This is a genomic window from Streptomyces sp. NPDC104226 (assembly GCF_055584085.1).
The window spans coordinates 62,497-87,636 of the sequence record NZ_JBVJMS010000005.1 but is presented as its reverse complement, the minus strand read 5'-3'; the positions used below and the strand labels follow the sequence as shown (position 1 = coordinate 87,636).

Sequence of the window (25,140 nt, the reverse complement as noted above, 5' to 3'; positions counted from 1 at the left end):
TCCGGGGCGGAGCCCCAGGGGTCCGGGCGCAGCCCGGCACCCCCCAGCCCGTCCGGCGTTTGAGGACCGGGGTCCGGGCAGAGCCCGGGGAACGGGCGAAGGGCGGGTAGGGGACACGCCCCGCGCAGCGGCACCCACCCGCACCACAAGCCGACCCGGCACCATGGAACGACCGGCACCACCCCAGGAGCACCCCGTGACCAGCGCGCCCCCACCGACCCCGTCGCCCCCGCCGACCCCGTCGGGAACCACCCCACCGCCCCAAGACACCCGCGCGCTCGCCACGGTCATGCACACCGCGTTCTTCCTCCTCCTCGGCGCCTCCGTGGCCCGCTTCCTCCTCCGCCACCCCGGCGAACCCCGCACCCCGTGGATCATCGCCCTCGGCATCACCCTGGCCCTGCTCTACGTCCTCGGCCCGGCCCTGGGCGCAGCCCGAGGCGCCGCCCCCACCGTCCGCCGCCTCGTCTGGCTCGGCCTGGTCGTCGCCGTCTGGGTGGTCCTCGTCGTCCTCGCGCCGAGCTTCGCCTGGTGCGCCGTACCGCTCTTCTACACGGCCCTGCGCACCCTCCCGCCCCGCGCGGCCGTCGTCCTGGTGGCCCTGCTGACCGTGTTCGTCGTGGCGGCGCAGCTCCGCCTCGCCCAGGCTTCCGGCGGCTCCGAGCCCTTCGACCCGAACCTCCTCCTCGCCCCGCCCGCCGTCGCCGCCCTCGCCACCGCCGTGTTCATCCACATGGAGCGCCAGGCGGCGGCCCAGCGCACCCTGATCGACGACCTGATCCGCACCCGCCGCGAACTGGCCGCCACCGAACGCCGCGCCGGCACCCTCGCCGAACGCCAGCGCCTCTCGATGGAGATCCACGACACCCTGGCCCAGCACCTGTCCAGCCAGCAGATGCTCCTCCAGGCCGCCGAACGCACCTGGGACACGGACCCGGGCACCGCCCGCGCGCACGTCCGTACCGCCACCGAGATCACCGCACGCGGCCTCGCCGAGGCCCGCCGCCTGGTGCACGACCTCGCGCCGCGCGAACTCGCCGGCGGCGCCGGCCTCCCGGACGCCCTGCGCGCGCTGGACGCGGGCCCGGACATCGAGGTCCGCTTCCACCTGGAGGGTGCGCCGGTCCCCCTCCCCGACCGTGCGGAGCAGGCGCTGCTGCGCATCGCGCAGGGTGCGCTGGCCAACGTACGGGAGCACGCGGGGGCCCGTACCGCGGCCCTCACCCTCAGCTTCCTGGGCGACCAGGTCGTCCTGGACATAGCCGACGACGGCCACGGCTTCACCCAGCTCCGCGCCACCGCCGGGGAACGCGGCCACGGTCTCCCCGCGATGCGCGCCCGCGTCCGCCAGCTCGGCGGCACCCTGACCATCGAATCCACCGCGGGCGAGGGCACGGTCCTGTCGGCGTCGATCCCCCTGGAGAGCACCCCATGACCACGATCCTCCTCTGCGACGACCACGTCGTGGTCCGCGCCGGCCTGCTCGCCCTGCTCGGCAGCGAGCCGGACATCGAGGTGCTCGGCGAGGCGGGCAGCGGCGAGGAGGCGGTCGCGCTCGCGGCCAAACTCCGCCCCGACGTGGTCCTGATGGACCTCCAGCTCGGCGAGGGCATCGACGGCGTCGAGGCCACCCGCCGCATCACCGCCGCCGAGAACCCCCCGAACGTCCTGGTCCTGACCACCTACGACACCGACGCGGACATCACCCGGGCCATCGGCGCGGGCGCCACGGGCTACCTCCTGAAGGCGGAGCGCCCGGAGGAGCTGTTCGCCGCGATCCACTCCGCCGCCCAGGGCCGCACCACGCTCTCCGCCCCCGTCGCCAGCCGGGTGATGGCCCACATGCGGGGCACCCGGCCCACCCTGACCGACCGTGAGCTCGACATCCTCGGCCAGCTCGCCCGCGGCCTCGGCAACCGCGACATCGCCCGCGCCCTGTTCATCAGCGAGGCCACGGTCAAGACCCACCTGGGCCGCATCTACGACAAGCTCGGCGTCGACACCCGTGCGGGCGCGGTCTCGGTGGCCAAGGAGCAGCGCCTCCTCCCCTGACGGCACCGCCGCCCGCCGCCCGCCACGGACCACATCGTCCATCCGTACGAGATCCCGCTCGTACGCCGCGCCGATCCGCCGCGGGCGGCGACACGACAGGCTCGTCAGTGCCCGGACCACCCCGAGCAGGCCCGGGCGCCACCAGCCGTGTCGAGAGGAACCCGCCATGCCGACCACCGATTTCGCCCCGGAACGCCGCCGCATGCTCACCATGCTGGGCACCGGCGCCGCCGTAGCCGGGCTCGGTGCCCTCGCTGCCGCGCCCCCCGCCGCCGCCGCGCCCGAGGAGCTGTCGGCCGCCTCGTACGGCCCGGCCGGTTCGGTGGAGGACGAGCTGGCGATCCAGCGCCTGCTGGAGACCTACCTCTTCGCCGTCGACACCAAGGACAAGACGGTCTTCCGGACCCTCTTCACCGACGACGCCACGCTCATCGTGATGGCCCACCCCGACGGCACCGCCGGCATCGTCAAGTCCGGCATCGAGGCGGTCGTCGCGAACCTCGACGGCGCGGCGGCCTGGGGCTACTCCACCCACGTCACGGCCAACGCGTACATCCGCGTCACCGGCCGGTACACCGCGACCGGCGACAGCCACGCCACCGCGCAGCTCGTCTACCCGGCGACCGCCACGGCCCCGGAGACCGTCGTCGTGCGCGGCATCCGCTACCGCGACGAGTACGTGAGGTCCGCGGGCGTCTGGAAGATCCGCAAGCGCATCTTCTCCCCGCTCTGGCAGTACAACGGCACCGCGGTCCAGATCAGCTACCCGAACTGAGCCCGATGAGTCCCCGGTCGACGGCCGCGCGCACGGCCGCCGTACGGTTCTCCACCCCGAGCTTCTCGTAGACGTGCACGAGGTGGGTCTTGACCGTCGTCCCGCTGATGAACAGGGCCGATCCGATCTCCCGGTTGGAGCGGCCCGTCGCGATCAGCTCCAGGATCTCGGTCTCCCGGGCCGTCAGCGCCGCACTCGGCGCCCGGTAGCGGCTCATCAGCCGCGAGACCACCGAGGGCGACAGCGCCGACTCCCCCGCCGCGACCGTCCGCAGCGCCTGGAACAGCAGGTCGGGCGGGGACCCCTTCAGCAGGTACCCCGCCACGCCCGCCTCCACGGCCCGGACGACGTACGCATCGGACTCGTAGCTGCTGAGCACGACCACCCGGGGCGGCGCGGGCATCCGCCCGATCCGCCGCGCGGTCTCCACCCCGCACATCCCGGGCCCCATCCGGATGTCCATCAACACCAGTTCGGGCCCCAGCTCGCGCACCATCCGCAGCGCGGCGCCGCCGTCCGCGGCCTCCCCACACACCTCGAACTCGGCGCACCCGCCCAACAGCGCCCGCAACCCGGCCCGCACGACGGGATGATCGTCCACCAACAGGATCCGCACGGGGCTCATACCGGCCCCGCCCGCAGCCCCGAACCCGGACCAGGACCAGGCCCCGGGCGCAAACCCGACGCCGACCCCGGCCACGGAGCCGGCTCCTGCCGCGGAGCGGACCCCGGGTCCGATCCCGACGCCGGCCCCGGCTCCTGCCCCGGAGCGGGCCCCTGCCCCGGCCCCGGCTCCTGCCGCGGAGCGGGCAGGCAGACCGAGACCACCGTCCCTCCCCCGCCCGGGCTGCTCTCCACCGTCGCCGTACCCCCCAGGTACGCGACCCGGCGGCGCAGCAGCCGCAGCCCGTCCCCGCCCGGGCGCCCGGCGGCGCCCTCGGCCACAGCGGCCGGGTCGAACCCAACGCCGTCGTCCCAGACGTCGAGCGCGAGCAGGTACGGCTGGTAGGTCAGCGTCACCACCACGGCCGAGGCCCGCGCGTGCCGGCGTACGTTCGCCAGGGCCCCCTGGGCCGCCCGCAGCACCGCGGCCTCGACCCTGCCCGGCACCGCCCTGGGTTCCCCCTCCAGCCGGAACCGGGCGCCCTCCACCCCGGCGCACAGCTCGCGCAGCACATCGGCCAGCGCCGCCCGCTCCAGCTCCACCGGAGCCAGGTCATGGATGAGCCGCCGCGCCTCGGCGAGGTTCTCGCGGGCCGCGGCGGCGGCCTGCCGGACCAGCAGCCGGGCCCGGCCCGGCTCCCGCGTCCACTCCCGGTCGGCCGCGTCGAGCAACAGGTGCATGCTGGTCAGCCCCTGCGCCACGGTGTCGTGCAACTCGGCCGCGAGCCGGTGACGCTCCCGCAGCACCCCGGCCACCACGGCCTCCCCCTGCCCCCCGGCCCCTCCCACGCCCGTCCCCTCTCGCCACGCCCCCGGACGCACGGAGCTTAATCCGGCGAACCCGACACCCCCGGGGGGCATCAGGAACTCTGATCCTCGGCCGACACCCCTCCCCGAACCGCCCCCGGCCCGCCACACGCACCCCTCGGACCCGGCCCGGCCGCTCCGCGCCGCCGGGCCGCGCCGGGCGTCTCCCGCCCCACCCATGACACCATCGGGTACGTGCTCGACATCGGCTACTCCCTCTCCCGGCGCTTCCCCGACCCCCCGCAGACCGACTACCGCTCTGCGGACGTCCACTCGCTGCGCCACGACCTGTTCTGCGGGGACGTCTACCTCGCCGACACCAACGCGGACCGGGAAGTGTCCACGGCCTGGGGATGGGTGCCCGTACTGGACTTCGCCTGGGCGCTGTGCGACATCGTCGAGCAGCTCGACCAGGACCCGCGCGGCAGCCGCGCGGCCAACCGGCAGTACGCCGAGATCGACTTCACCGAGTCCTCGGACCGCATGCTCTTCGAGCGCCGCTTCGGGTGGGTGGACGTCGAGGCCGACTGGATGCCGGCGGAGGAAGCCCCCCTGACCTTCAGCCACCGCCTGCTGCGCCGCGAAGCCCGCGACTTCCTCCACGACGTGATCGCGGACCTCATCGACATGCACGACGGCCTCGCCGACAACCCGGTCATCTGGACCCTCCAGGCCCGCTTCCCCCGCGTCCCGGCCTGACCCGGCGGCCCACCACGCGCGGGCGTGCCGACCTGCCGGGCACGGGGCTACTGGCCCGCCCGGCTGCCGGGCGCGGTCGGCCGGTAGGGTCGTACTCTTCGGGCCCGACCCGCCTGGAGTCCCCGTGAGGCAGCGCCGACCATGACCGACCCCGCCCCCACCCCGGCGGCCGAGGCCGGCCCCGCGGCCCGCGTGCGGCTCGACCGGGCCCTGGCCGGCCTGTCCGTCGTCTTCCGCGGGATGACCGCCGCGGCCGGCGACAGCCAGTGCGACTGCCACTGGGGCAGCCCGGAGGAGCTCGCCCTGCTGAAGCTCCCCGGCACGGACCTCGACCCCGACCTGGTCCACCGCACCTGGGGCACCACCGACTGGCGCGACAACGGCGCCGTGCTGCGCCGCGTCCTGCCGCAGTTCGCCCGCCAGCTGACCGGCGGCCTCGGCCCCTACGCGTGGGACATCGACCGAGCCGGCAACGCGTTCCACAGCGCCAAGTGGCAGCAGTGGCCCGCGCCGCAGAGCACGGCCGTCGGTGAGTTCCTGCACGCCTGGTGGGCCCACAGCCTCCTCACCCCGGACCCCGCCCTCCCCGTGCCCCACGTCCTCCAGGTGTGCACCGAAGCCTCCGGCACCATCGGCCCCTGGCTCGCGGACTGGGAGGCCCTGCACCACCCGGTCGCCGACCAGCACCTCGCCGACACCGTCGACGCATGGGAGTACGACCTCCTCGGGGACTCGCTCCCCTGGTCCTCGTGGTCCCTCTGGGAGCACGAGGCAGAAGCCATACGGGAGGAGCTGACCGCCTGGCTCGTGAGCCGGGCCCCCGCACGCCTACGCGCCCACGGCGCCCCCGAAAACCTCCAGCACGCCGTCCGCCTGCTCGGCGTCACCGGCCCGGACCGCTGGGACGACCCCCACTGGCCGAACCACCGCTACTCCTGACACCCACGGCAATCCCACCCCACGGACGATCCACCCACAGCCGGAGCACCCGCGCCCGAAGCACGCGCGGCCGACCCACCCACGGCCAAACCACCCGCAGCGAACCGCCCGTGGCTGAACCACCCCCTACGGAACCACCCGCAGCCCCAGCTGCGCAGCCAGCGCCGGCGCCAGGTCGAACAGCTGCGCCGGGCTGATCACGGCCCCCGCCAGGGCGTCCACTCCCCGCGCGATCCCCAGCTCCGCCGCCTCCCGCAGGTCCACCTCCGTCATCCGCGCCCCCGCGAAGTCCGCCCCGCGCACCACGCAGTCCCGGAACTCCACCCGCTCCAGCACCGCACCCCCGAAGTCCGGCTCGACCAGCACGCACCCCTCGAAGGTGACGTCCTTGAGCCGCGCCTTGCGCAGGTTCAGGTAGTCGATCTTGCCCCCGCGCACGAGCACCCGCTCCAGCACCGACCCGTGCAGCTGCACCCCGCCCAGCCGGGCGTCCAGCAGTTCCACGTCGCGCAGCGAAGCCTCCGACAGGTCCGTCCCCACCCCCCGGACCCCGTCCAGCACCGAGTCCAGGATCCGCACCTTCGCCAGCCCGGTCTCGTCCAGCGCGCAGCGCCGTAGCGCGCAGTCCATGAACCGGGCGCCCCGCCCGTCCCGGCCCGCCAGGTCCACCTCGACGAGCTCCAGCCCGTCGTAGTCCCCGTCCGGCTCCAGCCCCGGTCCCGCGTCCTCCCACCCGCTCAGCTCCGGCAGCCGCACCTGCGGCCGCCGCGCCGCCTTCACCGTCTGCCCCTGCCCGTTTCGCGCCATCCCCCCATCCTGGCCCACCCCACCGACAACCCCTTGACCTCAACCCCGCTTGAGGTCACACGCTGTCCCCATGACCACCGACACGGGCACCACCACCGGCCGCACCGCCATCCCGACCACCGCCCCCGCACCGGCCGCCCCCGGCGACATGCACGCCGTCCGCCTCCACGCCTTCGGCCCCGCCGAGAACCTCTCCTACGAGTCCGTCCCCCGCCCCGTCCCCGCCCCCGGCCAGGTCCGCATCGCCGTCGCCGCCGCCGGCGTCCACCTCCTCGACACCTCCCTGCGCCGCGGCGTCCAGGGCCCGCCCGCGCCCCTGCCCGAGCTGCCGACCGTCCCCGGCCGCGAGGTCGCCGGCACCGTCGACGCGGTCGGCCCCGACACGGACACCGGATGGCTCGGGCAGACCGTCGTCACCCACCTCGGATTCGCCCCCGGCGGCTACGCCGAGTACGCCGTCGCCGACGCCGCCCGGCTGCACCCCGTCCCGGACGGCCTCGACGCCGCCACCGCCGTCGCCATGATCGGCACGGGCCGCACCACCCTCGGCATCCTCCAGTTCGCCGAGCTCGGCCCCGGCTCCGTCGCCCTGGTCCCCGCCGCCGCGGGCGGCATCGGCACCCTGCTGGTCCAGTACGCCAAGCACGCCGGGGCCACCGTCGTCGCCCTCGCCGGCGGCCCCGCCAAAACCGCCCGGGCCGCCGCCAACGGCGCCGACCTCGCCCTCGACTACACCGCCCCGGACTGGGCCGACACCCTCCGCACCCACCACCCCGAGGGCGCCACCGTCCTCTTCGACTCCGTCGGCGGCCCCGTCGCCCGCACCGCCCTCGGCCTGCTCCGCGACGGCGCCCGGCACCTCGTCTTCGGCTGGTCCGGCGGCCCGCTCGACCTCACCGACGCCGAGCAGGCGGGCCTCGACGCCCGCGGCATCACCACGCAGTTCGTCCTCGGCCCCGCCATGCTCCAGCGGGCCGGCGGCGAAGACCCCCTGCGCCTCCTCGAAACCCGCGCCCTCGCCGAGGCCGCCACCGGCCGGCTGCGCCCCGCCCTCCAGCGCTACCCCCTCGCCGAGGCCGCCGCCGCCCACCACGACCTGGAAACCCGCGCCACCACCGGCAAGGTCGTCCTGGAACCCTGAGATCCCGCCCCCGGCCCGCCCGCCCCGGCTACGCGCCCCCGAGCTCCGCCAGCGCCTCGTCGGTCAGCCGGTACACCGACCACTCGTCCTGCGGCCGCGCGCCCAGGGCCTCGTAGAAGGCGATCGTCGGCTCGTTCCACTTCAGGACCGACCACTCCAGCCGCTCGTACCCGCGCTCCCCGCAGATCCGCGCCAACTCCCGCAGCAGCGCCTTCCCGTGGCCGCCGCCGCGCACGCCCGGACGGACGTACAGGTCCTCCAGGTAGATCCCGTGCACCCCGCGCCACGTCGAGAAGCTGAGGAACCACAGCGAGAACCCGACGGCCTCGCCCTCCTCCGTCACCGCGAGGTGCGCGAACGCCGCCGGCCGCTCGCCGAAGAGCGCCTCCCGCAGCTGCTCCTCGGTGGCGCGCGCCTCGTGCGGCACCTTCTCGTACTCCGCGAGCTCGCGGATCATGGCGTGGATGACGGGTACGTCGCTGACGACGGCGCTACGGATCATGCCTGCACCCTACGAGCCACCGCGCCGGCCCCGCCCGCTCCGCCCGTCCCGCCCCAGCAGCACCTCCGCGATCCGCAGCTGCCGCCCCGCCGGCCGGTCCCCGTCCTCCACGTCCCACAGGGAGTTCTGCAGCACCCGCCCGAGCGTCCACGCCCGCGCCCGCTCCCGGTCCGCGCCCACCGCCTCCGCGAGCGCCTCGAACCGCCACCGCACCTCCCGCGCACGGAAGTTGTTGACCAGCGCCGGCAACAGCTCGAACCCCGGATCGCCGGCCAGCGGCTTCGGGTCGATGGCCAGCCACTCCTCGCGCCCGCCCGCCAGGACGTTGTCGTAGTGCAGGTCCCAGTGCAGCAGCCGGTCCCCCGGCTCCCCCGCCACCTCCGCGAGCGCCGCCGCACAGTCCGCGACCAGCCCCCGCTCCCGGCCGTCCGCCAGCCGCGCCAGCGCACCCGGCACCGCCTCCAGCATCGCCGCCGCCACGTCCCCGAGCCGCCGCAGCCCGGCCGGTGCCGGGACCGCCGTCAGCCGGGCCAGCAGGGCGCCGACGACCTCCACCGCCCGCGCGGAATCCCGTACGGCCACCCCGGACAGGGGCCGGGCCTCGTCGAGGCGCTCCAGCAGCAGCGTGCCGGTCCGCGCGTCGTCCGCCAGCAGCCGTACGCAGCCCTCCCCGGCCCACGCGCGCAGCGCGAGCGCCTCCCCGGCGTTCTCCTCGTCCGGCGCCGGCAGCTTCAGCGCGGCCGCCGTCCCGTCGGCCCGCACCACCGGCAGCACCAGGGCCGTCACCCCGTACATCCCGGGCCCGGTCACCCGTAGCTCCCACCGCTGCAGGGACGAGGCCACCCGCGCGGGCAGCGCGTCGACGAACTCCCGCCCGGCGGCGCCGTTGTCCCGCACCTGCGCCCGCGCGAACCGCGCGGGAACCCCGCCGAACCCCCCACCACCCGGACCACGCACACCGCCCGCGCCGCCCGCCGCACCCGCCGCCGCACCGTCCATGGCCCGACCCTAGGCGGTACCCGGCCGTTCCCCCGGCCGCCGATCCCTAGACCGACGCCCCGATCCCGACCCCCTGCAACGCCCGCGCGAACGCCCCCGCGTCGAACAGCGACCCGTCCCTCGACCCGACCGGCGCCCCGTCCACCAGCACCATCGGCGTCCCCTGCGCTCCCGTCGCCTCGAAGCCCTTCTCGGCCTCGGCCACCCACCCCGCGTACTTCTCGTCCTTCACAGCCGCGTCGAACTCCGCCCCGCGCAGCCCCGGCACCCGGTCCGCGATCCTCAGGAGCAGCTCGTCGGTGAACTTCCCCTTCGGCTGGCTGGCGAAGACCGCGGCGTGGAACTCCGCGAACTTCCCCGCGTCCGCCGAAGCCCGCAGCGCGTTCACCGCCTTGGCCGAACCGCTCGCCCCGCCCTGGTCCAGGAAGGACGCCAGCAGGTACTCGATCTTCACCTGCCCGGCCGCCGCCAGCGTGAGCAGCGATTCCCCTCCGGCCTCCTCGAACCGCGCGCAGTGACCGCACTTGGGGTCCACGAGGACCTGCGCGGTACGCGGTGCGTCCGGCCTGCCCACGACGATCTTCGCCCCGTCCACCGCCGCGGGCAGTCCCGCGAGCTGCCCGGCGATCGGGCTGGTCCGCACCGGGACCTCGGAGGCGGTCACGGCCTTCCCCCCGTCCGGCCCGGAGCCGCATCCGACGACCGCCCCGCTCAACAGGGCCACGGACGCGACGGCCGCGACCAGTCGCCCCGTCACCACAACCCGCACCATACGAACCGGCACCTCTCGCATAAAAACCTGACAAAATCCCCGCCCCACCCTAAGAAGGAGGCCGACCGTCCACATCAGCCATTCGGCCACCTCTCGGCCCTCAAAACCCGACGTCACGCCCCTGGACACCCCTCCACCACCCCGTGTACCAACTCCCCCATGACGATCAACGGCGGAATTTCCTTCTGGTACGCGACGGACGAAACCGCCCCCGCCCGCCCACCCCGCGCCCCGCTCACCGGCAACGCCACGGCCGACGTCGTCATCGTCGGCGGCGGCTACACCGGCCTGTGGACCGCCTACTACCTCAAGACCGCCGCCCCCGACCTGCGCGTCACCGTCCTGGAGCAGAAGTTCTGCGGCTACGGGGCCTCCGGCCGCAACGGCGGCTGGCTCTACAACGGCATCGCCGGCCGCGACCGCTACGCCGCCCTCCACGGCCGCCCGGCCGCCCAGCGGCTCCAGCAGGCCATGAACGAGACCGTCACCGAGGTCATCGACACCGCCGCCAAGGAAGGCATCGACGCCGACATCCATCGCGGCGGAGTCCTCGAAGTGGCCCGCACCCCCGCCCAGCTCTCCCGCCTCAAGGCCTTCCACGCCGCCGAAGTCGCCTTCGGCGAAACGCAGCGCGAGCTCTACGACGCCACCGACACCCGCGCCCGCATCAACGTCGCGGACGCCGTCGGCTCCAGCTGGACCCCGCACGGAGCCCGCATCCACCCCCTGAAGCTGGTCCAGGGCCTGGCCGACGCCTGCGAACGCCTCGGCGTCGTCATCCACGAGTCCACCCCCGTCACGGAGATCGCCCCGCGCCGCGCGCTCACCCCGTACGGCACCGTCCGCGCCCCGTACGTCCTGCGCTGCACCGAGGGCTTCACCGCCGCCCTCAAGGGCCAGAAGCGCTCCTGGCTCCCGATGAACTCCTCGATGATCGCCACGGCCCCGCTCCCCCCGGAGGTCTGGTCGCAGATCGGCTGGTCTTCGGCATCCACCCTCGGCGACATGGCCCACGCCTACATGTACGCCCAGCGCACGGCCGACGACCGCATCGCCATCGGCGGCCGCGGCGTCCCCTACCGCTTCGGCTCGCGCACCGACAACGACGGCCGCACCCAGCCCGCGACGATCACCGCCCTGACGAACCTCCTGGAGTCCTTCTTCCCCGCCCTCACCGGCGTGGAGATCACCCACGCCTGGTCGGGCGTCCTGGGCGTCCCCCGCGACTGGTGCGCCACGGTCACCCTCGACGCCACGACGGGCCTCGGCTGGGCGGGCGGCTACGTGGGCTCCGGCGTGGCCACGGCCAACCTCGCGGCCCGCACCCTGCGCGACCTGGTCCTCGGCGACCGCACGCCCCTGACCACCCTCCCCTGGGTCAACCACCGCGTCCGCCGCTGGGAGCCGGAGCCCTTCCGCTGGCTGGGCGTCCAGGCCCTCTACGCCGCCTACCGCGAGGCCGACCGCCGGGAAACCACCACCCACACCCCCACGACAACCCCCTTGGCCCGCCTGGCAGACCGCATCTCGGGCCGCCACTGACCCCCGCGGAGGGCACGCAAAAGGCCCCGGGTCACCACCCGGGGCCTTCCGCTCCTGCCCGAACTCCCTTGGCCACACAAGGTCTGACCTGGGACGGAGCCCCCTGTCGGATTCGAACCGACGACCTACGCTTTACAAGAGCGTTGCTCTGGCCAGCTGAGCTAAGGAGGCAGACGAGCCTGTGCAGCGCACAGAATCGCCTTCACTCTACACAGCCGCCCGATGCGACAGCGAAGAACTTTCCGGCCCCCCTCGCCCCCTCGTCCGCCAGTTCGGCACCGGTCGGCGCGTCACGCTCCCGGATACCCCGCCCGCGCCACCCTCGGGGCCACCGCCTCCAGCGGCAGGCCCGGGTTGAGGGCGTCCACGACCGCCTGGGTGAGCGGGCGGAGCTCCCACACGTGGCGGACCGCCTCCAGGGGGAGGTCCGTCTCGTAGTAGTCCTCGGCGAAGTCGCGGTAGGCCTCCGGCGTGCCGGCCACGAGCAGTTCGAAGAGGTAGTCCGCGCCGTCCGGGTCGGACTTGCCCTCCGGGAACTCGACCTCCCCCGCCCGCCAGGCCGCGTCGCCGGTCTCGCGCCAGAAGACGGCGGTGGCGCGCAGTACGCCCTCTTCCCCCGTGCTGAACGCCGGCTCCGTCACCTGCGGCCGGAACACCTCCGGTATGCCGTCCACCAGACCGGGCCACGGTTCCCCGTCCTCGTCGCACGCGGGGCTCATCCGCGACTCGTGGTCGAAGCCGCACCCGAACACCCCCTCGGCCGTGAAGACGATCGCGTAGTCGTCGCCCGAGCCGTTGTCCATCAGTGCCGCTTCTTCGCCCGGGCCCCACTCCGGGTCGTAGGAGAAGTAGCCGTCGTCCTCTTCGCCGCTGATCACCAGTTCCAGCGCCGCCATCGCCCGGCAGCGGTCGCGCAGCACCTCGATGTCGGGCAGCGCGCGGGTCACGTCGTAGATGGTCATGGCCGTGATCAAAGCAGTCTCCTCTGACAGTCGGCCGGCAGTCGGCGAAGTCACTGCCCTGCAGGTGCTGACAGGAGGCGTCGCGCCGGGTAGCGTCGGGCGCGAGTCCAGTCACTGGACTAGACCTTCCACTCGGATCGTCCGGCACGTTCCTGCCGGTAGAAGGGATTCATCACCATGGCTTCTGTCACTTTCGACAAGGCGACCCGTCTGTACCCCGGCGGCGAAAAGCCCGCCGTCGACCAGCTGGAGCTGGAGATCGCGGACGGCGAGTTCCTCGTCCTCGTCGGCCCCTCCGGCTGCGGCAAGTCCACCTCGCTGCGCATGCTGGCCGGCCTGGAGGACGTCAACGGCGGTGCGATCCGCATCGGTGACCGCGACGTCACGCACCTGCCGCCCAAGGACCGGGACATCGCGATGGTGTTCCAGAACTACGCGCTCTACCCGCACATGTCCGTCGCCGACAACATGGGCTTCGCGCTCAAGATCGCCGGCGAGGACAAGGCCACCATCCGCAAGAAGGTGGAGGACGCGGCGAAGATGCTGGACCTGACCCAGTACCTCGACCGCAAGCCGAAGGCGCTCTCCGGCGGTCAGCGCCAGCGCGTCGCGATGGGCCGCGCGATCGTGCGCAAGCCGCAGGTGTTCCTCATGGACGAGCCGCTGTCGAACCTCGACGCCAAGCTCCGCGTGTCCACCCGTACCCAGATCGCGGCCCTCCAGCGCGACCTGGGCATCACCACCGTCTACGTCACCCACGACCAGGTCGAGGCCATGACGATGGGCGACCGCGTGGCCGTCCTCAAGGACGGTCTGCTGCAGCAGGTCGACACCCCGCGCAACATGTACGACCGCCCCGCGAACCTCTTCGTCGCCGGCTTCATCGGCTCCCCGGCCATGAACCTGGTCGAGGTCCCGATCACCGACGGCGGCGTGAAGTTCGGCGAGAGCGTCGTCCCGGTGTCGCGCGAGGCGCTGTCCGCCGCCGCCGACGCGGGCGACCGCACGGTCACCGTGGGCGTGCGCCCGGAGCACTTCGACATCGGCGACACGGGCGGCCTGACCATCACCGTCAACGTCGTCGAGGAGCTCGGCGCCGACGGATACGTGTACGGCTCGACCTCGCACTCCGAGGGCTCGCAGGACATCGTGGTGCGCGTCAACGGCCGCCAGGTGCCCGAGAAGGGCTCCACGCTGCACGTGGTGCCGCGCGCCGACGAGATCCACGTGTTCTCGACCTCCTCGGGTGCCCGCCTCTCCGGCTGACCCGTCCGCGCACAGCCGTCGAAGGGGCGTCCCGTCAAGGGGCGCCCCTTCGGCGCGAGTTCCGGCAGATCGGGCCATTCGGCCCCAAGCGTCAACCCTTAATTCGAAAAGCCACGTCGAACCATCCCCCGACCGGGTGACTAAATGTCGCCATATCTTCACCGAGCGCTACTCTCGCCCTCGTGACCCACACTGCCCGCCGTATCGGCCGATCCCTCGCCCTGGTCCTGCCCGTCGTCCTGGTCCTGTCCGGGACCCTCGCGGTCACCATGGTCCCCTGGGCGGACAACACCCCCTCCCAGATCCTGACCGCGTCCGCCGAGGACGTCTCCGTCCCCGCGAAGCCCCGCGCCGCCCAGGACGTGCTGCGCGACAAGCTGTTGAGCGAGATCCAGCAGGGTGAGCAGCCCGGTGACGTCCTCACCCACCTCCAGCAGGAGGTCGACCGGCGGCCGTCCCTCGCCGAGCACTGCGTGGGGATCGCGCGCGCCCTCGGGCGGGCCGCGGTGGACGCGTACGGGCCCACGAAGGCCCAGTCGTTCGCGCGGCCGGTGTGCGACACCTCGTACGCGTCCGGCGTCGCGTCCATGGGCTGACGGCCGCCGCCGCACGCCCTTCCGCACCCGGACACCACGAACATGACCGATTCCGAGCGTTCCGACCGACCCCACGCGGCCGCGTTCCCGGCCTCCCCGACCCAGGCTGTCGTCCTGGCGGGGGGCCAGGGTTCGCGGCTGCGGCCGTATACGGACGACCGCCCCAAGCCGATGGTGGAGATCCCCGGAACGGGGACGCCGATCATCGGGCACCAGCTCGCCTGGCTGGCCTCCGAGGGGGTGACGGACGCCGTGGTCTCCTGCGGACACCTCGCCGAGGTGCTCCAGAAGTGGCTGGCCGAGGCCCCGTTGCCGCTACGGGTGACCACCGTCGTGGAGAGCGAACCGCTGGGCCGGGGCGGCGGCCTGAAGTACGCCGCCCGCCACCTCCCGCACCCCGAACAGCCCTGGTACGCGACCAACGGCGACGTGTGGACCCGCTTCTCGCTGCGCGAGATGGCCGCTTTCCACGCCGAACGCGGTGCCACGGCCACCCTGGCGCTCGCCCGGCCGCGCATTCCGTGGGGGGTGGTGGAGATCAACGAGTACGGGCACGTACTGGACTTCATCGAGGCGCCGCAGTCCCCGTACCCGGTCAACGCCGGCGTGTACGTCTTCGGACCCGAATTCACCGCCCTGCTGCCGGATTTGGGCGACCACGAGCGGACCACCTTCCCGCGCCTGGCCCGCGAGCGGCGCCTCGCGGGCTTCCCGCTGCCCCAGGGGGCCTACTGGCGGGCCATCGACACGGCGAAGGACCTGACCGAGGCGGCACGGGAGTTGGCCGCGCAGAACGCCTCGTAGCGCCTCGCAGCACCTCGTAGCGCCCCACGGTGAAGGGCCCGGCACGCTCTCGCGTACCGGGCCCTTCGCCGTTCACCGTCGGCCGTTCACCGTCAGCCGCCGAGGAGTCCCCCCAGCAGGTCGGGCTGCTTCGGTGCGGTGCTGCCCGACCCTCCCGTGGAGCCGCCGCTGCGCGTCCCCGAGGAGCTGGCCGGGGGCTTCTGCGGGGTGGACTGGCGGGGGGTGCTGCGCGGGGACTGGCTGCCGTTGCCGGTGCCGCGGGTCGCGGTGGGCGAGCCGGAGCCGGCCGCCGGGGAGCTCGAACCGGAGGCGCCGCGCCCGGTCTTGGCGGCCGGCGAGGAGGCTCCGGCCGAGGGCTGTGCGGCCCGCTTCGACGCCTGGCCGGGGCCGGGGCTCACGGGCTGCTGCTGCTTGGGGGTGCTCGGCAGCGGCCGCCCGGGCAGGTAGTTGCTCGGGGCCTCGCCCGGTCCGGGCACGGTGACCACGGTGGTGGAGCGGACGGCGCCGCCGAGGAGCGAGCCGATGAGCAGGGTCAGTCCGCAGATGACGCTGGCCATGACGGCCCCGCGGCGCAGGACCCGGCGGCGCAGCCGCCAGACCTCGGAGCGCGGGCCCAGGGTGCGCCAGGCCTCGCCCGCGAGGCGGCCGTCGAGGGAGTAGACGGGGGCGCCCGCGATGATCAGCGGGCTCCAGGCGGCGAGGTAGATGATGTCGGGCGCGTCGTAGGCCGGGACGGTCTTCCAGCTCACCGTCATCAGCAGGGCGGCGGACAGCAGCGCGCCGAAGCAGGCGGCGAACCGCTGCCAGAGGCCGAAGACCGTCAGCACGCCCACGATGACCTGGAGGAAGGCCACGCTGAGGCCGGCACCGACGGGGTGGGCCAGCGCGAAGTCCCGCAGCGGTTCGGCGAGCGCCCAGGGCTGCAGGGTCTGCAGCCAGGTGACCATGGAGCCGCGTTCGCCGCCGTCGAAGTAGACGGGGTCGCACAGCTTGCCCATGCCGGCGTAGATGGAGATGAAGCCGAGGAAGACGCGCAGCGGGAGCAGCACGACGCCGAGGTTCATGCGGCGGCCGGGGTAGTACGAGGCCTGCGCGCGGGCGTCGTTCTGCACGCGGGGCTCGCCTTGGGCCCGGCGGGAGTCCGCGGATCCGCTGCCCTCGGAGTAGGCGGCGTCGTAGGCCTCGTGGGAGTGGGAGAGGCCTCCCACCACGGGCTGCAGCCGGGTGTCGGTGTCCTCGGATCCGTAGCTGCGCTGGCCGACGACGGTCGGGGTGGCGAGGGTGTCGTCCGCGAGGTCGTGGGCGAGGTCGATGCGCGGGATGGTCTGGGTGGCGCCGCCGTCGTAGTCGCCCGGGCCGTCGTGGGCGCGCCCGTGGTCGCGTACGGCCTGGAGCAGGCCGCCCATGGCGGCGCTGGCGGCGGCGTCGCCCGGGGCGGACTTGCCGCTCCAGACGACGGGTCGGCGGCGGGCGGCTCCGGCTCCGGCGGCCGCGAGGGCTCCGCCGAGTGCCGGGGCGAGCCCTGGGGCGCCCGAGGGCCTGGGACGCGCGCTGGGGCTCGGTGCGAGCCGCACGCGGAAGCTGGCGTGGTTGACGATGACCTGTGCGGGGTCGCACGGCACCTTGACCATGCTCAGCGCGGGCTGGTCGTCGAACCCTGGCGTTCTGGTGTCCACACTCATCTAACCGAGTGATGAGTGTTTAGGACACTGCCTTGACATCAGGGATGTGTCCGAGACCCGTCAAATCAAGCCACCCCGCCCGTAGGGGGCGGGGTGGCACGCTCACGGGTCACGCCCGATGAGCCAAGTGGATCAAGCGACGGCTGCCGTCGGTGCTCAGACGCGGCCGCGGGTGGCGCGGCGGCGGGCGGCCTCGTAGAGGACGACACCGGCGGCGACACCGGCGTTGAGCGACTCGGCGCCGCCCGGCATCGGGATGCGCACGAGGTAGTCGCAGTTCTCGCCGACGAGGCGGCCGAGGCCCTTGCCCTCGGAGCCGACGACGATGACGACGGGCCCGGCCAGCGCGTCGAGCTCGTGGACCTCGTGGGTGCCCTCGGCGGCGAGGCCGACGATGGTCATGCCTTCCTTCTTGTAGTCCTGGAGGGCGCGGGTCAGGTTGGTGACGCGCGAGACCGGCGTACGGGCGGCGGTGCCCGCCGAGGACTTCCAGGCACCGGCGGTCATGCTGGCCGCGCGGCGCTCGGGGACGACCACGCCGTGGCCGCCGAAGGCGGAGACGGAGCGGACGATCGCGCCGAGGTTGCGGGGGTCGGTGATGCCGTCGAGGGCGACGATGAGGGGGTCCTCGCCGTTGTCGTAGGCGGAGGCGGTGAGCTCGTCCGGCAGCGCGTACTCGTACGGCGGGACCTGGAGGACCAGGCCCTGGTGGTTGAGGCCGTTGGTGAGGCGGTCGAGCTCCGGGCGCGGGGCTTCCATCAGGTTGATGTTGCCGCGCTCGGCCGCGAGCTGGAGGGCTTCGCGGACGCGCTCGTCGTTGTCGATGAACTGCTGGACGTAGAGGGTGGTGGCGGGCACGCCGTCGCGCAGCGCCTCGAAGACCGGGTTGCGGCCGACGACCATCTCGCTGGTGCCCTTGGGACCGCCGCGGCGGGGGGCCGGGCGGCGCTTGGCGGCCTGCCGGGCCATGGCGCCGGCGATGCGGTTGGCCTTGTGCTTCTTGCGGTCCTCGGCCTTCGGCGTGGGGCCCTTGCCTTCGAGGCCCTTGCGCCGCTGGCCACCGCTGCCGATCGTCGCGCCCTTCTTGTTGGACGTGCGGCGGTTCCTGCGCTGGCTGTTCCCGGCCATGACCTCTACCTGTTTTCGTTGGTGCTGCGATATGTACGTATGAAGAGTGTGCCGCCCGGATCGCCGGGCGGCACAGTCGGACTGCTCCGGTGGGCTCAGCGCGGGCCGAGCGTCCAGCGGGGTCCGGTGGGGCTGTCCTCGATGACCAGGCCCGACTGCTGGAGTTGGTCGCGGATGGCGTCGGCGGTGGCCCAGTCCTTGCGGGCGCGAGCCGACTCGCGCTGCTCCAGGACCAGGCGCACGAGGGTGTCCACGGCGCCGTGGAGGTCCTCCCCGCGGTCCGTCTCGCCGGCCCAGTGCGGGTCGAGGGGGTCGAGTCCGAGGACGCCCAGCATGGCCCGCACCTCCGACAGGCGCGCGATGGCCGCGTCCTTGTCGTCGGCGGCGAGCGCGCTGTTGCCCTGGCGGACGGTGGTGTGGATGATCGCGAGCGCCTGCGGGACGCCCAGGTCGTCGTCCATGGCCTCGGCGAAGGCGGGCGGGACCTCGGCGGCCGGCTCGACGGAGCCGCCGGCCTTCTCGATGACACGCTGGATGAAGCCCTCGATGCGCGCGAAGCCGGACTCGGCCTCGCGCAGGGACTCCACGCTGTACTCGATCATCGAGCGGTAGTGCGGGGTGCCGAGGTAGTAGCGCAGGACGATCGGGCGCCAGACCTTGAGCATCTCGGAGACGAGGACGGAGTTGCCGAGCGACTTGGACATCTTCTCGCCGGAGAGGGTGACCCAGGCGTTGTGCATCCAGTACTTCGCGAACTCGTCGCCGTAGGCCTTGGCCTGGGCGATCTCGTTCTCGTGGTGCGGGAAGATCAGGTCGAGCCCGCCGCCGTGGATGTCGAAGGCGCTGCCGAGGTACTTGTGCGCCATCGCGGAGCACTCAAGGTGCCAGCCGGGACGGCCGCGGCCCCACGGGGTCTCCCAGTCGGGCTCGCCCGGCTTGGAGGCCTTCCACATGGCGAAGTCGCGCGGGTCGCGCTTGCCGGAGGCTCCCTCGTCGGGCTGGCGGAGGTCGTCGATGTTCTGGTTCGACAGCTCCAGGTAGCCCGGGAAGGAGCGGACGTCGAAGTAGACGCTGCCCTCGGCCTCGTACGCGTGGCCGCGCTCGATGAGCCCGCGCATCATCTCGATCATCTCGGGGACGTGCCCGGTGGCGCGCGGCTCGTACGTGGGCGGGAGGCAGCCCAGCGCGTTGTAGCCGTCGTTGAAGGCGCGCTCGTTCTCGTAGCCGATGGACCACCAGGGGCGGCCCTGCTCACCGGACTTCCCGATGATCTTGTCGTCGATGTCGGTGACGTTGCGGATGAAGGTGACGTCGAGACCGCGGTAGGTGAACCAGCGGCGCGCGATGTCGAAGTTCAGGTACGAGCGGACGTGCCCGATGTGCGGAGCCGCCTGCACGGTGGCGCCACAGAGGTAGATCGAGACGCAGCCCGGCACGAGCGGGGTGAAGTCACGGATCTGCCGGGCGCTGGTGTCGTACAGGCGAATAGTCACGGCATCCAGGGTAGTGCGCCTGTAGCAGTGCCCCGCGACCCTTTCGGCACGCGGGGCCCGCTTTGTTGTCGAAGAACCGCGGGAGCGGTGTGGGCGTACGGGGTACTAGGCCCGGTTCGTCCGGTACACGAGGGCCGTGGCGATGGCGGCGAGGCCTTCGGCACGGCCGGTGAGACCCAGTCCGTCGGTGGTGGTGCCCGACACGGAGACGGGGGCGCCCGCCGCCGCGGCGAGCGCCTTCTGCGCCTCTTCGCGCCGCTTGCCGATCTTCGGGCGCACGCCGATCACCTGGATGGCGATGTTGCCGATCTCGAAGCCCTCGGCGCGCACGATCCGGGCGGCTTCCGCCAGAAGGGTGACACCGGCGGCGCCCGACCACTCGGGGCGCGAGGTGCCGAAGTGCGCGCCGAGGTCGCCGACGCCGGCGGCGGAGAACAGGGCGTCGCAGGCGGCGTGCGCGGCGACGTCACCGTCGGAGTGCCCGGCGAGGCCGTCCTCGCCCTCCCAGAGCAGGCCGGCGCACCACAGCTCGCGGCCGGCCTCGAAGGCGTGCACGTCGGTGCCGATGCCGACGAGCGGGATCAGCGGGGCCGCGGGGGCGGTGGCGTCGGGGGTGGCGTCAGTACGCATCGGTGGCCCTCCGGCGGGCGAGTACGGCCTCGGCGAGGACCAGGTCGAGCGGGCGGGTGACCTTGAAGGCCTCTTCGTGGCCGGGGACCACGACGACGGTGACGCCGAGCTGCTCCACCATGCCGGCGTCGTCGGTGGCGCCCTCGCCGCTCACGGCGATCTTCTCGTGCGCGAGGCGGAGCGTGGCGAGGTCGAAGCCCTGCGGGGTCTGTACGGCGCGCAGCCGGGCCCGTACGGGGGTGGAGACGACCGGCTCGGGCTCGCCGGGCCGGCCGGGCTCGACCTCCTTGACGGTGTCGGCCAGCGGCAGCGCGGGGACGACGGCGAGGGCGCCGTCGCGGACGGCCTCGACGACGGTGTCGACGGTGTCGACGGGGACCAGGGGGCGGGCCGCGTCGTGGATGAGGACGGCCGTGATGCCGGCCGGGACCGCGTCCAGGCCGGCGCGTACGGATTCCTGCCGGGTCTCCCCTCCGGGGACGACCAGGATCTCCGTGCGCTCGGGCAGGGCGTGCTCGTCGAGCAGCCGGCGCACCTCGGCGGTGCCGTCGGACGGTGCCACGACGACGACGAGGGCGACCGCGCGGGAGCGCGCCATGGCGCGTACGGCGTGGATGAGCATGGGCGTGCCGCCCAGGGTCCGCAGGGCCTTGGGGGCGCCGGGACCGAGCCGGACCCCGCGGCCGGCGGCCGGGATCACCGCGGCGGTGCGGTGGGGGCGCGATTCGTCAGACATCAGTAGCTCCGAGCCAGGTTTGTGACTTCGGCCGACATGGGTATGGCCTGAAGGGTGCCGGGTGCGACGCCCTCGCCCCTTCCGTGACGACCGGTCGAGTCGGCTGCCCGGACCCGGCACGCCAGTGATGCCGCCAGCAGTGCACGGCCCGGTGTGGGACGGGCCGTGGAGTACGGGCATGGGTGCAGACATGCCGCAGCGCCCGGCAACAAGTCTCCTTGTCATCGGGCACCGCGGCACAACTGTGTACGACGAGGCGTACGAATGATCGCGTCAGGACGCGAGCACTTCGTCGAGGAGGGCCTCGGCCTTGTCCTCGTTGGTGTTCTCGGCGAGCGCGAGCTCGCTCACCAGGATCTGCCGCGCCTTCGCGAGCATGCGCTTCTCACCTGCGGAGAGCCCACGCTCACGCTCACGACGCCACAGGTCACGCACAACTTCGGCGACCTTGATGACATCGCCAGAAGCGAGCTTTTCCAGATTTGCCTTGTAGCGCCGGGACCAGTTCGTCGGCTCTTCTGCGTACGGTGCACGAAGCACCTCGAAGACCCGGTCCAGCCCGTCCTGGCCGACTACGTCGCGAACGCCTACGAACTCCGCATTGTCCGCAGGGACGCGAACGGTCAGGTCACCCTGGGCAACCTTGAGCACCAAGTAGGTCTTGTCCACGCCTTTGATCTGGCGAGTTTCGATGGCCTCGATCAGCGCGGCCCCGTGGTGGGGATAGACCACGGTGTCGCCAACCTTGAACGTCATGTGACAGGTACCCCTTCCGTGGCTATCCAGGGTAACACGAGAATCGACCGTTATGAATGGCGTTTTCGCAGGTCAGGGCACATCTCAGGGCTTGACAACAGCGACAGGAACGTGCTGCGGGAGGCTCCCGGAAGGGGGTATTCGCAGGTCGGAGCCGCTGTGCGGACCAGGCGAAACGGCTACGTTACACCTGCCCGGGACCCCCGGCGATGTGGCGTACGTCCCGTTTTGACGGTTTCCGGCGCGGGAAACCGAACTACTCCGTTCGACTGGCGGCCACCCGCACGGGGTCCGTTCCGGCCCAATCCGGAATTGATCACCGGGGCGGTGTTCGAGGAAATCCGGAATTGATCACCGGAGCCGCGGCGGGCTTTGCGCGCGGGCCTTTTGCGAATGAAAGATCACCCGGCCCCGGCGGGGCGGTGACGGAACGCGCCGGTACCGGGCGGGTTCCCCGTCGGGGGCCCGGCCGGGGCCCGGCCCCACACTGCGGAGGGTCGGGTGCGGGGGCGGGGCGGCGGCTCGGTAACCTAAGCGCGCTGACACATCCTTAGAGCGGCTTTACTTCGCCGTTCCGAGGCGTCCACCCTTCCCTTCCGTACGTCCAAGGAGTTGCCTCCCCCGTGAGCCGCAGCCTTCGACGCGGCGCCCTCGCCGCCACCGCCGCCGCCTTCTCGCTCGTCTCGCTGGGCGCCTGCGCCGCGGGCCACGACGCGCCGACTCTCCAGGTCAAGCCGGACAACGCCGCCGTGACCAAGGGCGACATCAAGGTCCAGAACGCTCTGGTGATCACCCAGGAGAAGGACAAGAAGGGCCCGGCCGCGGTCTCCGCGACGGTGTTCAACAACAGCACCGAGGAGCAGACGCTCGACGCCATCACCCTTCCGGGCAGCAAGGCCGTCGTGACGCTGAAGCCCGCGGGCAGCGGCTCCAAGGTGGTCATCCCGGCCGGGGGCTCCGTCCTCCTGGGCGGCAAGGGCAACGCCTCCGCCGTGATCGCGGGCGCGGACTCCATCGTGGACGGCAACGTCCAGAAGATCGTCTTCCAGCTGAGCACCTCGGGCGACGTCGAGCTCGAGGGCTTCGTGGTCCCGGCCACAGGCATGTACGAGGCCTACGGCCCGACCGCCGCCCCGGCCGCCGGCCCCACGCCGTCCGGCAGCCCCTCGGCCTCCCCCTCCGGTTCCGCCCCGGCCACCCCGTCCGGCTCCCCGGCCGCCTCGGCCTCGCACGGGGCCGACCCGTCCGGGTCGGCGTCCACCGGCACCGGCCACTGAGGCGCGAAGCACCGTACTCAACGGGAACGGCCCCCGTCCGCATCAAGCGGACGGGGGCCGTTCCCGTACGTGCGTGGATCCGCGCCGTTTACGGCTCGAACTTGTAGCCGAGGCCGCGGACCGTGACCAGGTAGCGGGGCGCACCCGGGTCGGGCTCGATTTTGGCGCGCAGGCGCTTCACGTGGACGTCCAGGGTCTTGGTGTCGCCCACGTAGTCGGCGCCCCAGACCCGGTCGATGAGCTGCATGCGGGTCAGTACGCGGCCCGCGTTGCGCAGCAGCATCTCCAGCAGGTCGAACTCCTTCAGCGGGAGGTCCACCTTGCCGCCGGCCACGGTGACCACGTGGCGGTCGACGTCCATCCGGACGGGGCCCGCTTCCAGGGCCGCCGGGGTGACCTCTTCCGGCTCGCCGCGGCGGCGCAGGACCGCGCGGATGCGGGCGACCAGCTCCCGCGAGGAGAAGGGCTTCGTGACGTAGTCATCGGCTCCTATCTCCAGCCCGACGACCTTGTCGATCTCGCTGTCCTTGGCGGTCACCATGATCACGGGGACGTTGGAGCGGCCGCGCAGCTGCCGGCAGACCTCCGTACCGGGCAGGCCGGGGAGCATCAGGTCGAGGAGGACGAGGTCGGCGCCGTTGCGCTCGAACTCGTCCAGCCCGTCGGGCCCGGTCGCGGCGATCGCGACCTCGAAACCCTCCTTGCGGAGCATGTAGGACAGGGCGTCGCTGAAGGATTCCTCATCCTCGACGACAAGCACTCGGGTCACGGAAGGACCTCCGGGGCAGGGATGGCTGTTGCGGGTTGAGGTTCTGGCTGGGGGTGGGCGGGTGCGGAGGCCTTCGCCGGGGCCGGCGAGGCCGCTTCGGGGAGTCGCAGGGTGAACGTGGAACCCTGGCCCTCCGAGCTCCAAACCGACACCTCCCCGCCGTGCGATGCCGCCACGTGCTTCACGATCGCAAGGCCCAGACCGGTTCCTCCCGTGGCGCGGGAGCGGGCAGGGTCCACTCGGTAGAAGCGTTCGAAGATGCGCTCGCGGTCCTTTTCCGGGATGCCGATGCCCTGGTCGGTCACGGCTATCTCGATCAAGTCTCCACCCGGCGCGGTGACCCGGCGCGCGGCGATGCCGACGCGGGTGCGGGCAGGGCTGTAGTTGACGGCGTTCTCGACCAGGTTCCCGAGGGCGGCCGCGAGCTGCCCCCGGTTGCCCCATACCCGCAGGTCGGCGGTGCCGCCGGCGGCCATGGTGATCTGCTTCGCGGAGGCCGTGTGGCGGCAGCGGTCTATGGCCTCGGCCACGAGCGTGTCCACCCGCATCGGCTCCGCGTCCTCCAGGGGGTCGTCGTTCTGTACCCGGGAGAGGTCGATGAGTTCTTGCACGAGGTTGATGAGGCGGGTCGCCTCGATCTGCATGCGGCCGGCGAACCGGTGCACGGCCTCGGGGTCGTCCGAGGCGTCCATGACGGCCTCGGAGAGCAGGGAGATCGCGCCGACGGGGGTCTTGAGCTCGTGCGACACGTTCGCGACGAAGTCGCGGCGCACGGCCTCGATGCGGCGGGCCTCGGTGAGGTCCTCCACCAGGAGGAGCACGAGGCGGGAGCCGAGGGGGGCGACGCGCGCCGAGACGGCGAGGGCCTCCCCGCGGCCGGTGCCGCGCCGGGGCAGGTCGAGCTCGACCTGGCGTATCTCCCCGTCGCGCCGGGTGTCGCGGGCCATGTGGAGCATGGGCTCCACGGCGAGCTTCCCGCCGCGGACCAGGCCGAGGGCGTAGGCCGCCGAGCTGGCCTTGACGACCGCGTCCCCCTCGTCGAGCACGACGGCGGAGGAGCGGAGCACGGAGAGGACGGTGTCCACGCCGGGTGGGAGCACCGCGTTGATGTCGGGGCGCATGGAGCTCCGCGTGGGGCGGGCTTGGTCGCGCTCGCTCCAGCGGAACGCCAGCATCGCGATCACACCGGTGCAAAGACCGGCGATCGCTGCAGCTGCGGCGACCGCCGCGTTCACGTCCATGACTCCAGGTTAAGCAGGCCGGAGGACACTTCCACAGCCGTTCGGGTGGCACCTCGAACACTCGTCGCCCAGAGTTCACCCTGACGACCGTGTTGATTCACT

26 protein-coding genes and 1 tRNA gene are annotated in these 25,140 nt (G+C 73.0%); 11 read left to right on the top strand and 16 right to left on the bottom strand.

Annotated features, from left to right (window positions below):
- Nucleotides 1-289 precede the first annotated feature (289 nt).
- The 3 genes from ACZ60J_RS16820 to ACZ60J_RS16810 all read left to right on the top strand — a co-directional run bounded on the left by ACZ60J_RS16820 (nt 290) and on the right by ACZ60J_RS16810 (nt 2,827).
- Nucleotides 290-1,435, top strand: coding sequence for a sensor histidine kinase (locus ACZ60J_RS16820; RefSeq protein ID WP_469683245.1), 1,146 nt, complete (start codon nt 290-292; stop codon nt 1,433-1,435).
- Complete coding sequence (locus ACZ60J_RS16815; RefSeq protein WP_469682585.1) at nt 1,432-2,052, top strand: response regulator; 621 nt, start codon at nt 1,432-1,434, stop codon at nt 2,050-2,052. The genes ACZ60J_RS16820 and ACZ60J_RS16815 overlap by 4 nt, the downstream gene beginning before the upstream one ends.
- A 166-nt stretch (nt 2,053-2,218) precedes the next feature.
- Entirely contained in the window at nt 2,219-2,827 is a 609-nt protein-coding gene (locus ACZ60J_RS16810) for a nuclear transport factor 2 family protein (RefSeq protein WP_469682583.1), read from the top strand.
- Here ACZ60J_RS16810 and ACZ60J_RS16805 read toward each other — a convergent pair.
- Nucleotides 2,811-3,428 carry a response regulator gene (locus ACZ60J_RS16805; protein WP_469682581.1) on the bottom strand — a complete coding sequence of 206 codons (618 nt, stop codon included), beginning with the start codon at nt 3,426-3,428 and terminating at the stop codon, nt 2,811-2,813. The genes ACZ60J_RS16810 and ACZ60J_RS16805 overlap by 17 nt on opposite strands.
- A 20-nt stretch (nt 3,429-3,448) precedes the next feature.
- Nucleotides 3,449-4,279, bottom strand: a complete 831-nt coding sequence (locus tag ACZ60J_RS16800; protein WP_469682580.1) for a sensor histidine kinase — start codon at nt 4,277-4,279, stop codon at nt 3,449-3,451.
- Nucleotides 4,280-4,492: 213 nt separating this feature from the next.
- On the opposite strand from ACZ60J_RS16800, the gene ACZ60J_RS16795 reads away from it, so the two are divergent.
- Both ACZ60J_RS16795 and ACZ60J_RS16790 read left to right on the top strand, forming a co-directional pair.
- Nucleotides 4,493-4,996, top strand: a complete 504-nt coding sequence (locus tag ACZ60J_RS16795) for a hypothetical protein (RefSeq protein WP_469682579.1) — start codon at nt 4,493-4,495, stop codon at nt 4,994-4,996.
- Nucleotides 4,997-5,137: 141 nt separating this feature from the next.
- On the top strand, nt 5,138-5,935 hold the full coding sequence (locus ACZ60J_RS16790; protein WP_469682577.1) for a hypothetical protein: 798 nt from the start codon (nt 5,138-5,140) through the stop codon (nt 5,933-5,935).
- 126 nt (nt 5,936-6,061) lie between these two features.
- Here ACZ60J_RS16790 and ACZ60J_RS16785 read toward each other — a convergent pair whose 3' ends face one another.
- Nucleotides 6,062-6,742 carry a pentapeptide repeat-containing protein gene (locus tag ACZ60J_RS16785; protein ID WP_469682576.1) on the bottom strand — a complete coding sequence of 227 codons (681 nt, stop codon included), beginning with the start codon at nt 6,740-6,742 and terminating at the stop codon, nt 6,062-6,064.
- 148 nt (nt 6,743-6,890) lie between these two features.
- Between ACZ60J_RS16785 and ACZ60J_RS16780 the strand changes: the two genes are divergently transcribed.
- Nucleotides 6,891-7,883: a zinc-binding dehydrogenase gene (locus ACZ60J_RS16780; protein ID WP_469683243.1), complete on the top strand. Its 993-nt coding sequence runs from the start codon at nt 6,891-6,893 to the stop codon at nt 7,881-7,883.
- Between the two features lie 28 nt (nt 7,884-7,911).
- Here the strand turns inward: ACZ60J_RS16780 and ACZ60J_RS16775 are convergent, their stop codons facing one another.
- From ACZ60J_RS16775 to ACZ60J_RS16765, 3 genes are read right to left on the bottom strand one after another with little or no spacing between them, the layout of a single operon-like run.
- On the bottom strand, nt 7,912-8,385 hold the full coding sequence (locus tag ACZ60J_RS16775) for a GNAT family N-acetyltransferase (protein WP_469682575.1): 474 nt from the start codon (nt 8,383-8,385) through the stop codon (nt 7,912-7,914).
- Nucleotides 8,386-8,394: 9 nt separating this feature from the next.
- Nucleotides 8,395-9,384, bottom strand: a complete 990-nt coding sequence (locus tag ACZ60J_RS16770; RefSeq protein ID WP_469682574.1) for an aminoglycoside phosphotransferase family protein — start codon at nt 9,382-9,384, stop codon at nt 8,395-8,397.
- Nucleotides 9,385-9,430: 46 nt separating this feature from the next.
- Nucleotides 9,431-10,144, bottom strand: a complete 714-nt coding sequence (locus ACZ60J_RS16765) for a DsbA family protein (RefSeq protein ID WP_469682572.1) — start codon at nt 10,142-10,144, stop codon at nt 9,431-9,433.
- A gap of 171 nt (nt 10,145-10,315) precedes the next feature.
- Between ACZ60J_RS16765 and ACZ60J_RS16760 the strand changes: the two genes are divergently transcribed.
- Nucleotides 10,316-11,698 (top strand): NAD(P)/FAD-dependent oxidoreductase, encoded by a 1,383-nt coding sequence (locus ACZ60J_RS16760; RefSeq protein ID WP_469682570.1) that lies wholly within the window; start codon nt 10,316-10,318, stop codon nt 11,696-11,698.
- Between the two features lie 97 nt (nt 11,699-11,795).
- Here the strand turns inward: ACZ60J_RS16760 and ACZ60J_RS16755 are convergent.
- Nucleotides 11,796-11,869: transfer RNA gene (locus ACZ60J_RS16755), tRNA-Thr, on the bottom strand.
- Between the two features lie 119 nt (nt 11,870-11,988).
- A complete protein-coding gene (locus ACZ60J_RS16750; protein WP_469682569.1) occupies nt 11,989-12,660 on the bottom strand; it encodes a hypothetical protein in 672 nt (223 codons plus the stop codon).
- Nucleotides 12,661-12,837: 177 nt separating this feature from the next.
- On the opposite strand from ACZ60J_RS16750, the gene ACZ60J_RS16745 reads away from it, so the two are divergent.
- The 3 genes from ACZ60J_RS16745 to ACZ60J_RS16735 all read left to right on the top strand — a co-directional run bounded on the left by ACZ60J_RS16745 (nt 12,838) and on the right by ACZ60J_RS16735 (nt 15,326).
- Nucleotides 12,838-13,926, top strand: a complete 1,089-nt coding sequence (locus ACZ60J_RS16745) for an ABC transporter ATP-binding protein (RefSeq protein WP_469682568.1) — start codon at nt 12,838-12,840, stop codon at nt 13,924-13,926.
- A gap of 182 nt (nt 13,927-14,108) precedes the next feature.
- Entirely contained in the window at nt 14,109-14,522 is a 414-nt protein-coding gene (locus tag ACZ60J_RS16740) for a hypothetical protein (RefSeq protein WP_250744566.1), read from the top strand.
- A 42-nt stretch (nt 14,523-14,564) separates the two neighbouring features.
- Nucleotides 14,565-15,326, top strand: coding sequence for a nucleotidyltransferase family protein (locus tag ACZ60J_RS16735; protein ID WP_469682566.1), 762 nt, complete (start codon nt 14,565-14,567; stop codon nt 15,324-15,326).
- 92 nt (nt 15,327-15,418) lie between these two features.
- Here the strand turns inward: ACZ60J_RS16735 and ACZ60J_RS16730 are convergent, their stop codons facing one another.
- The 6 genes from ACZ60J_RS16730 to ACZ60J_RS16705 form a co-directional block, all read right to left on the bottom strand.
- Nucleotides 15,419-17,008, bottom strand: a complete 1,590-nt coding sequence (locus ACZ60J_RS16730) for a DoxX family protein (RefSeq protein ID WP_469682565.1) — start codon at nt 17,006-17,008, stop codon at nt 15,419-15,421.
- A 156-nt stretch (nt 17,009-17,164) separates the two neighbouring features.
- Nucleotides 17,165-18,136: a 23S rRNA (guanosine(2251)-2'-O)-methyltransferase RlmB gene (rlmB, locus tag ACZ60J_RS16725; RefSeq protein ID WP_469682563.1), complete on the bottom strand. Its 972-nt coding sequence runs from the start codon at nt 18,134-18,136 to the stop codon at nt 17,165-17,167.
- Between the two features lie 95 nt (nt 18,137-18,231).
- Nucleotides 18,232-19,629: a cysteine--tRNA ligase gene (gene cysS / locus ACZ60J_RS16720; protein ID WP_469682561.1), complete on the bottom strand. Its 1,398-nt coding sequence runs from the start codon at nt 19,627-19,629 to the stop codon at nt 18,232-18,234.
- A gap of 105 nt (nt 19,630-19,734) precedes the next feature.
- Nucleotides 19,735-20,259: a 2-C-methyl-D-erythritol 2,4-cyclodiphosphate synthase gene (ispF, locus tag ACZ60J_RS16715; RefSeq protein ID WP_469682560.1), complete on the bottom strand. Its 525-nt coding sequence runs from the start codon at nt 20,257-20,259 to the stop codon at nt 19,735-19,737.
- Entirely contained in the window at nt 20,249-20,995 is a 747-nt protein-coding gene (gene ispD, locus ACZ60J_RS16710; RefSeq protein ID WP_469682559.1) for a 2-C-methyl-D-erythritol 4-phosphate cytidylyltransferase, read from the bottom strand. Before ispD ends, ispF begins: the two co-directional genes overlap by 11 nt.
- Before the next feature lie 273 nt (nt 20,996-21,268).
- Nucleotides 21,269-21,751 (bottom strand): CarD family transcriptional regulator, encoded by a 483-nt coding sequence (locus ACZ60J_RS16705; RefSeq protein WP_003953493.1) that lies wholly within the window; start codon nt 21,749-21,751, stop codon nt 21,269-21,271.
- A 623-nt stretch (nt 21,752-22,374) separates the two neighbouring features.
- Between ACZ60J_RS16705 and ACZ60J_RS16700 the strand changes: the two genes are divergently transcribed.
- Nucleotides 22,375-23,028 carry a DUF461 domain-containing protein gene (locus ACZ60J_RS16700; RefSeq protein WP_469682557.1) on the top strand — a complete coding sequence of 218 codons (654 nt, stop codon included), beginning with the start codon at nt 22,375-22,377 and terminating at the stop codon, nt 23,026-23,028.
- 88 nt (nt 23,029-23,116) lie between these two features.
- Here ACZ60J_RS16700 and phoP read toward each other — a convergent pair whose 3' ends face one another.
- On the bottom strand, nt 23,117-23,788 hold the full coding sequence (phoP, locus tag ACZ60J_RS16695; protein WP_465270294.1) for a two-component system response regulator PhoP: 672 nt from the start codon (nt 23,786-23,788) through the stop codon (nt 23,117-23,119).
- A 5-nt stretch (nt 23,789-23,793) separates the two neighbouring features.
- Nucleotides 23,794-25,038, bottom strand: a complete 1,245-nt coding sequence (gene phoR / locus ACZ60J_RS16690; RefSeq protein ID WP_469682556.1) for a two-component system sensor histidine kinase PhoR — start codon at nt 25,036-25,038, stop codon at nt 23,794-23,796.
- Nucleotides 25,039-25,140: the final 102 nt, after the last annotated feature.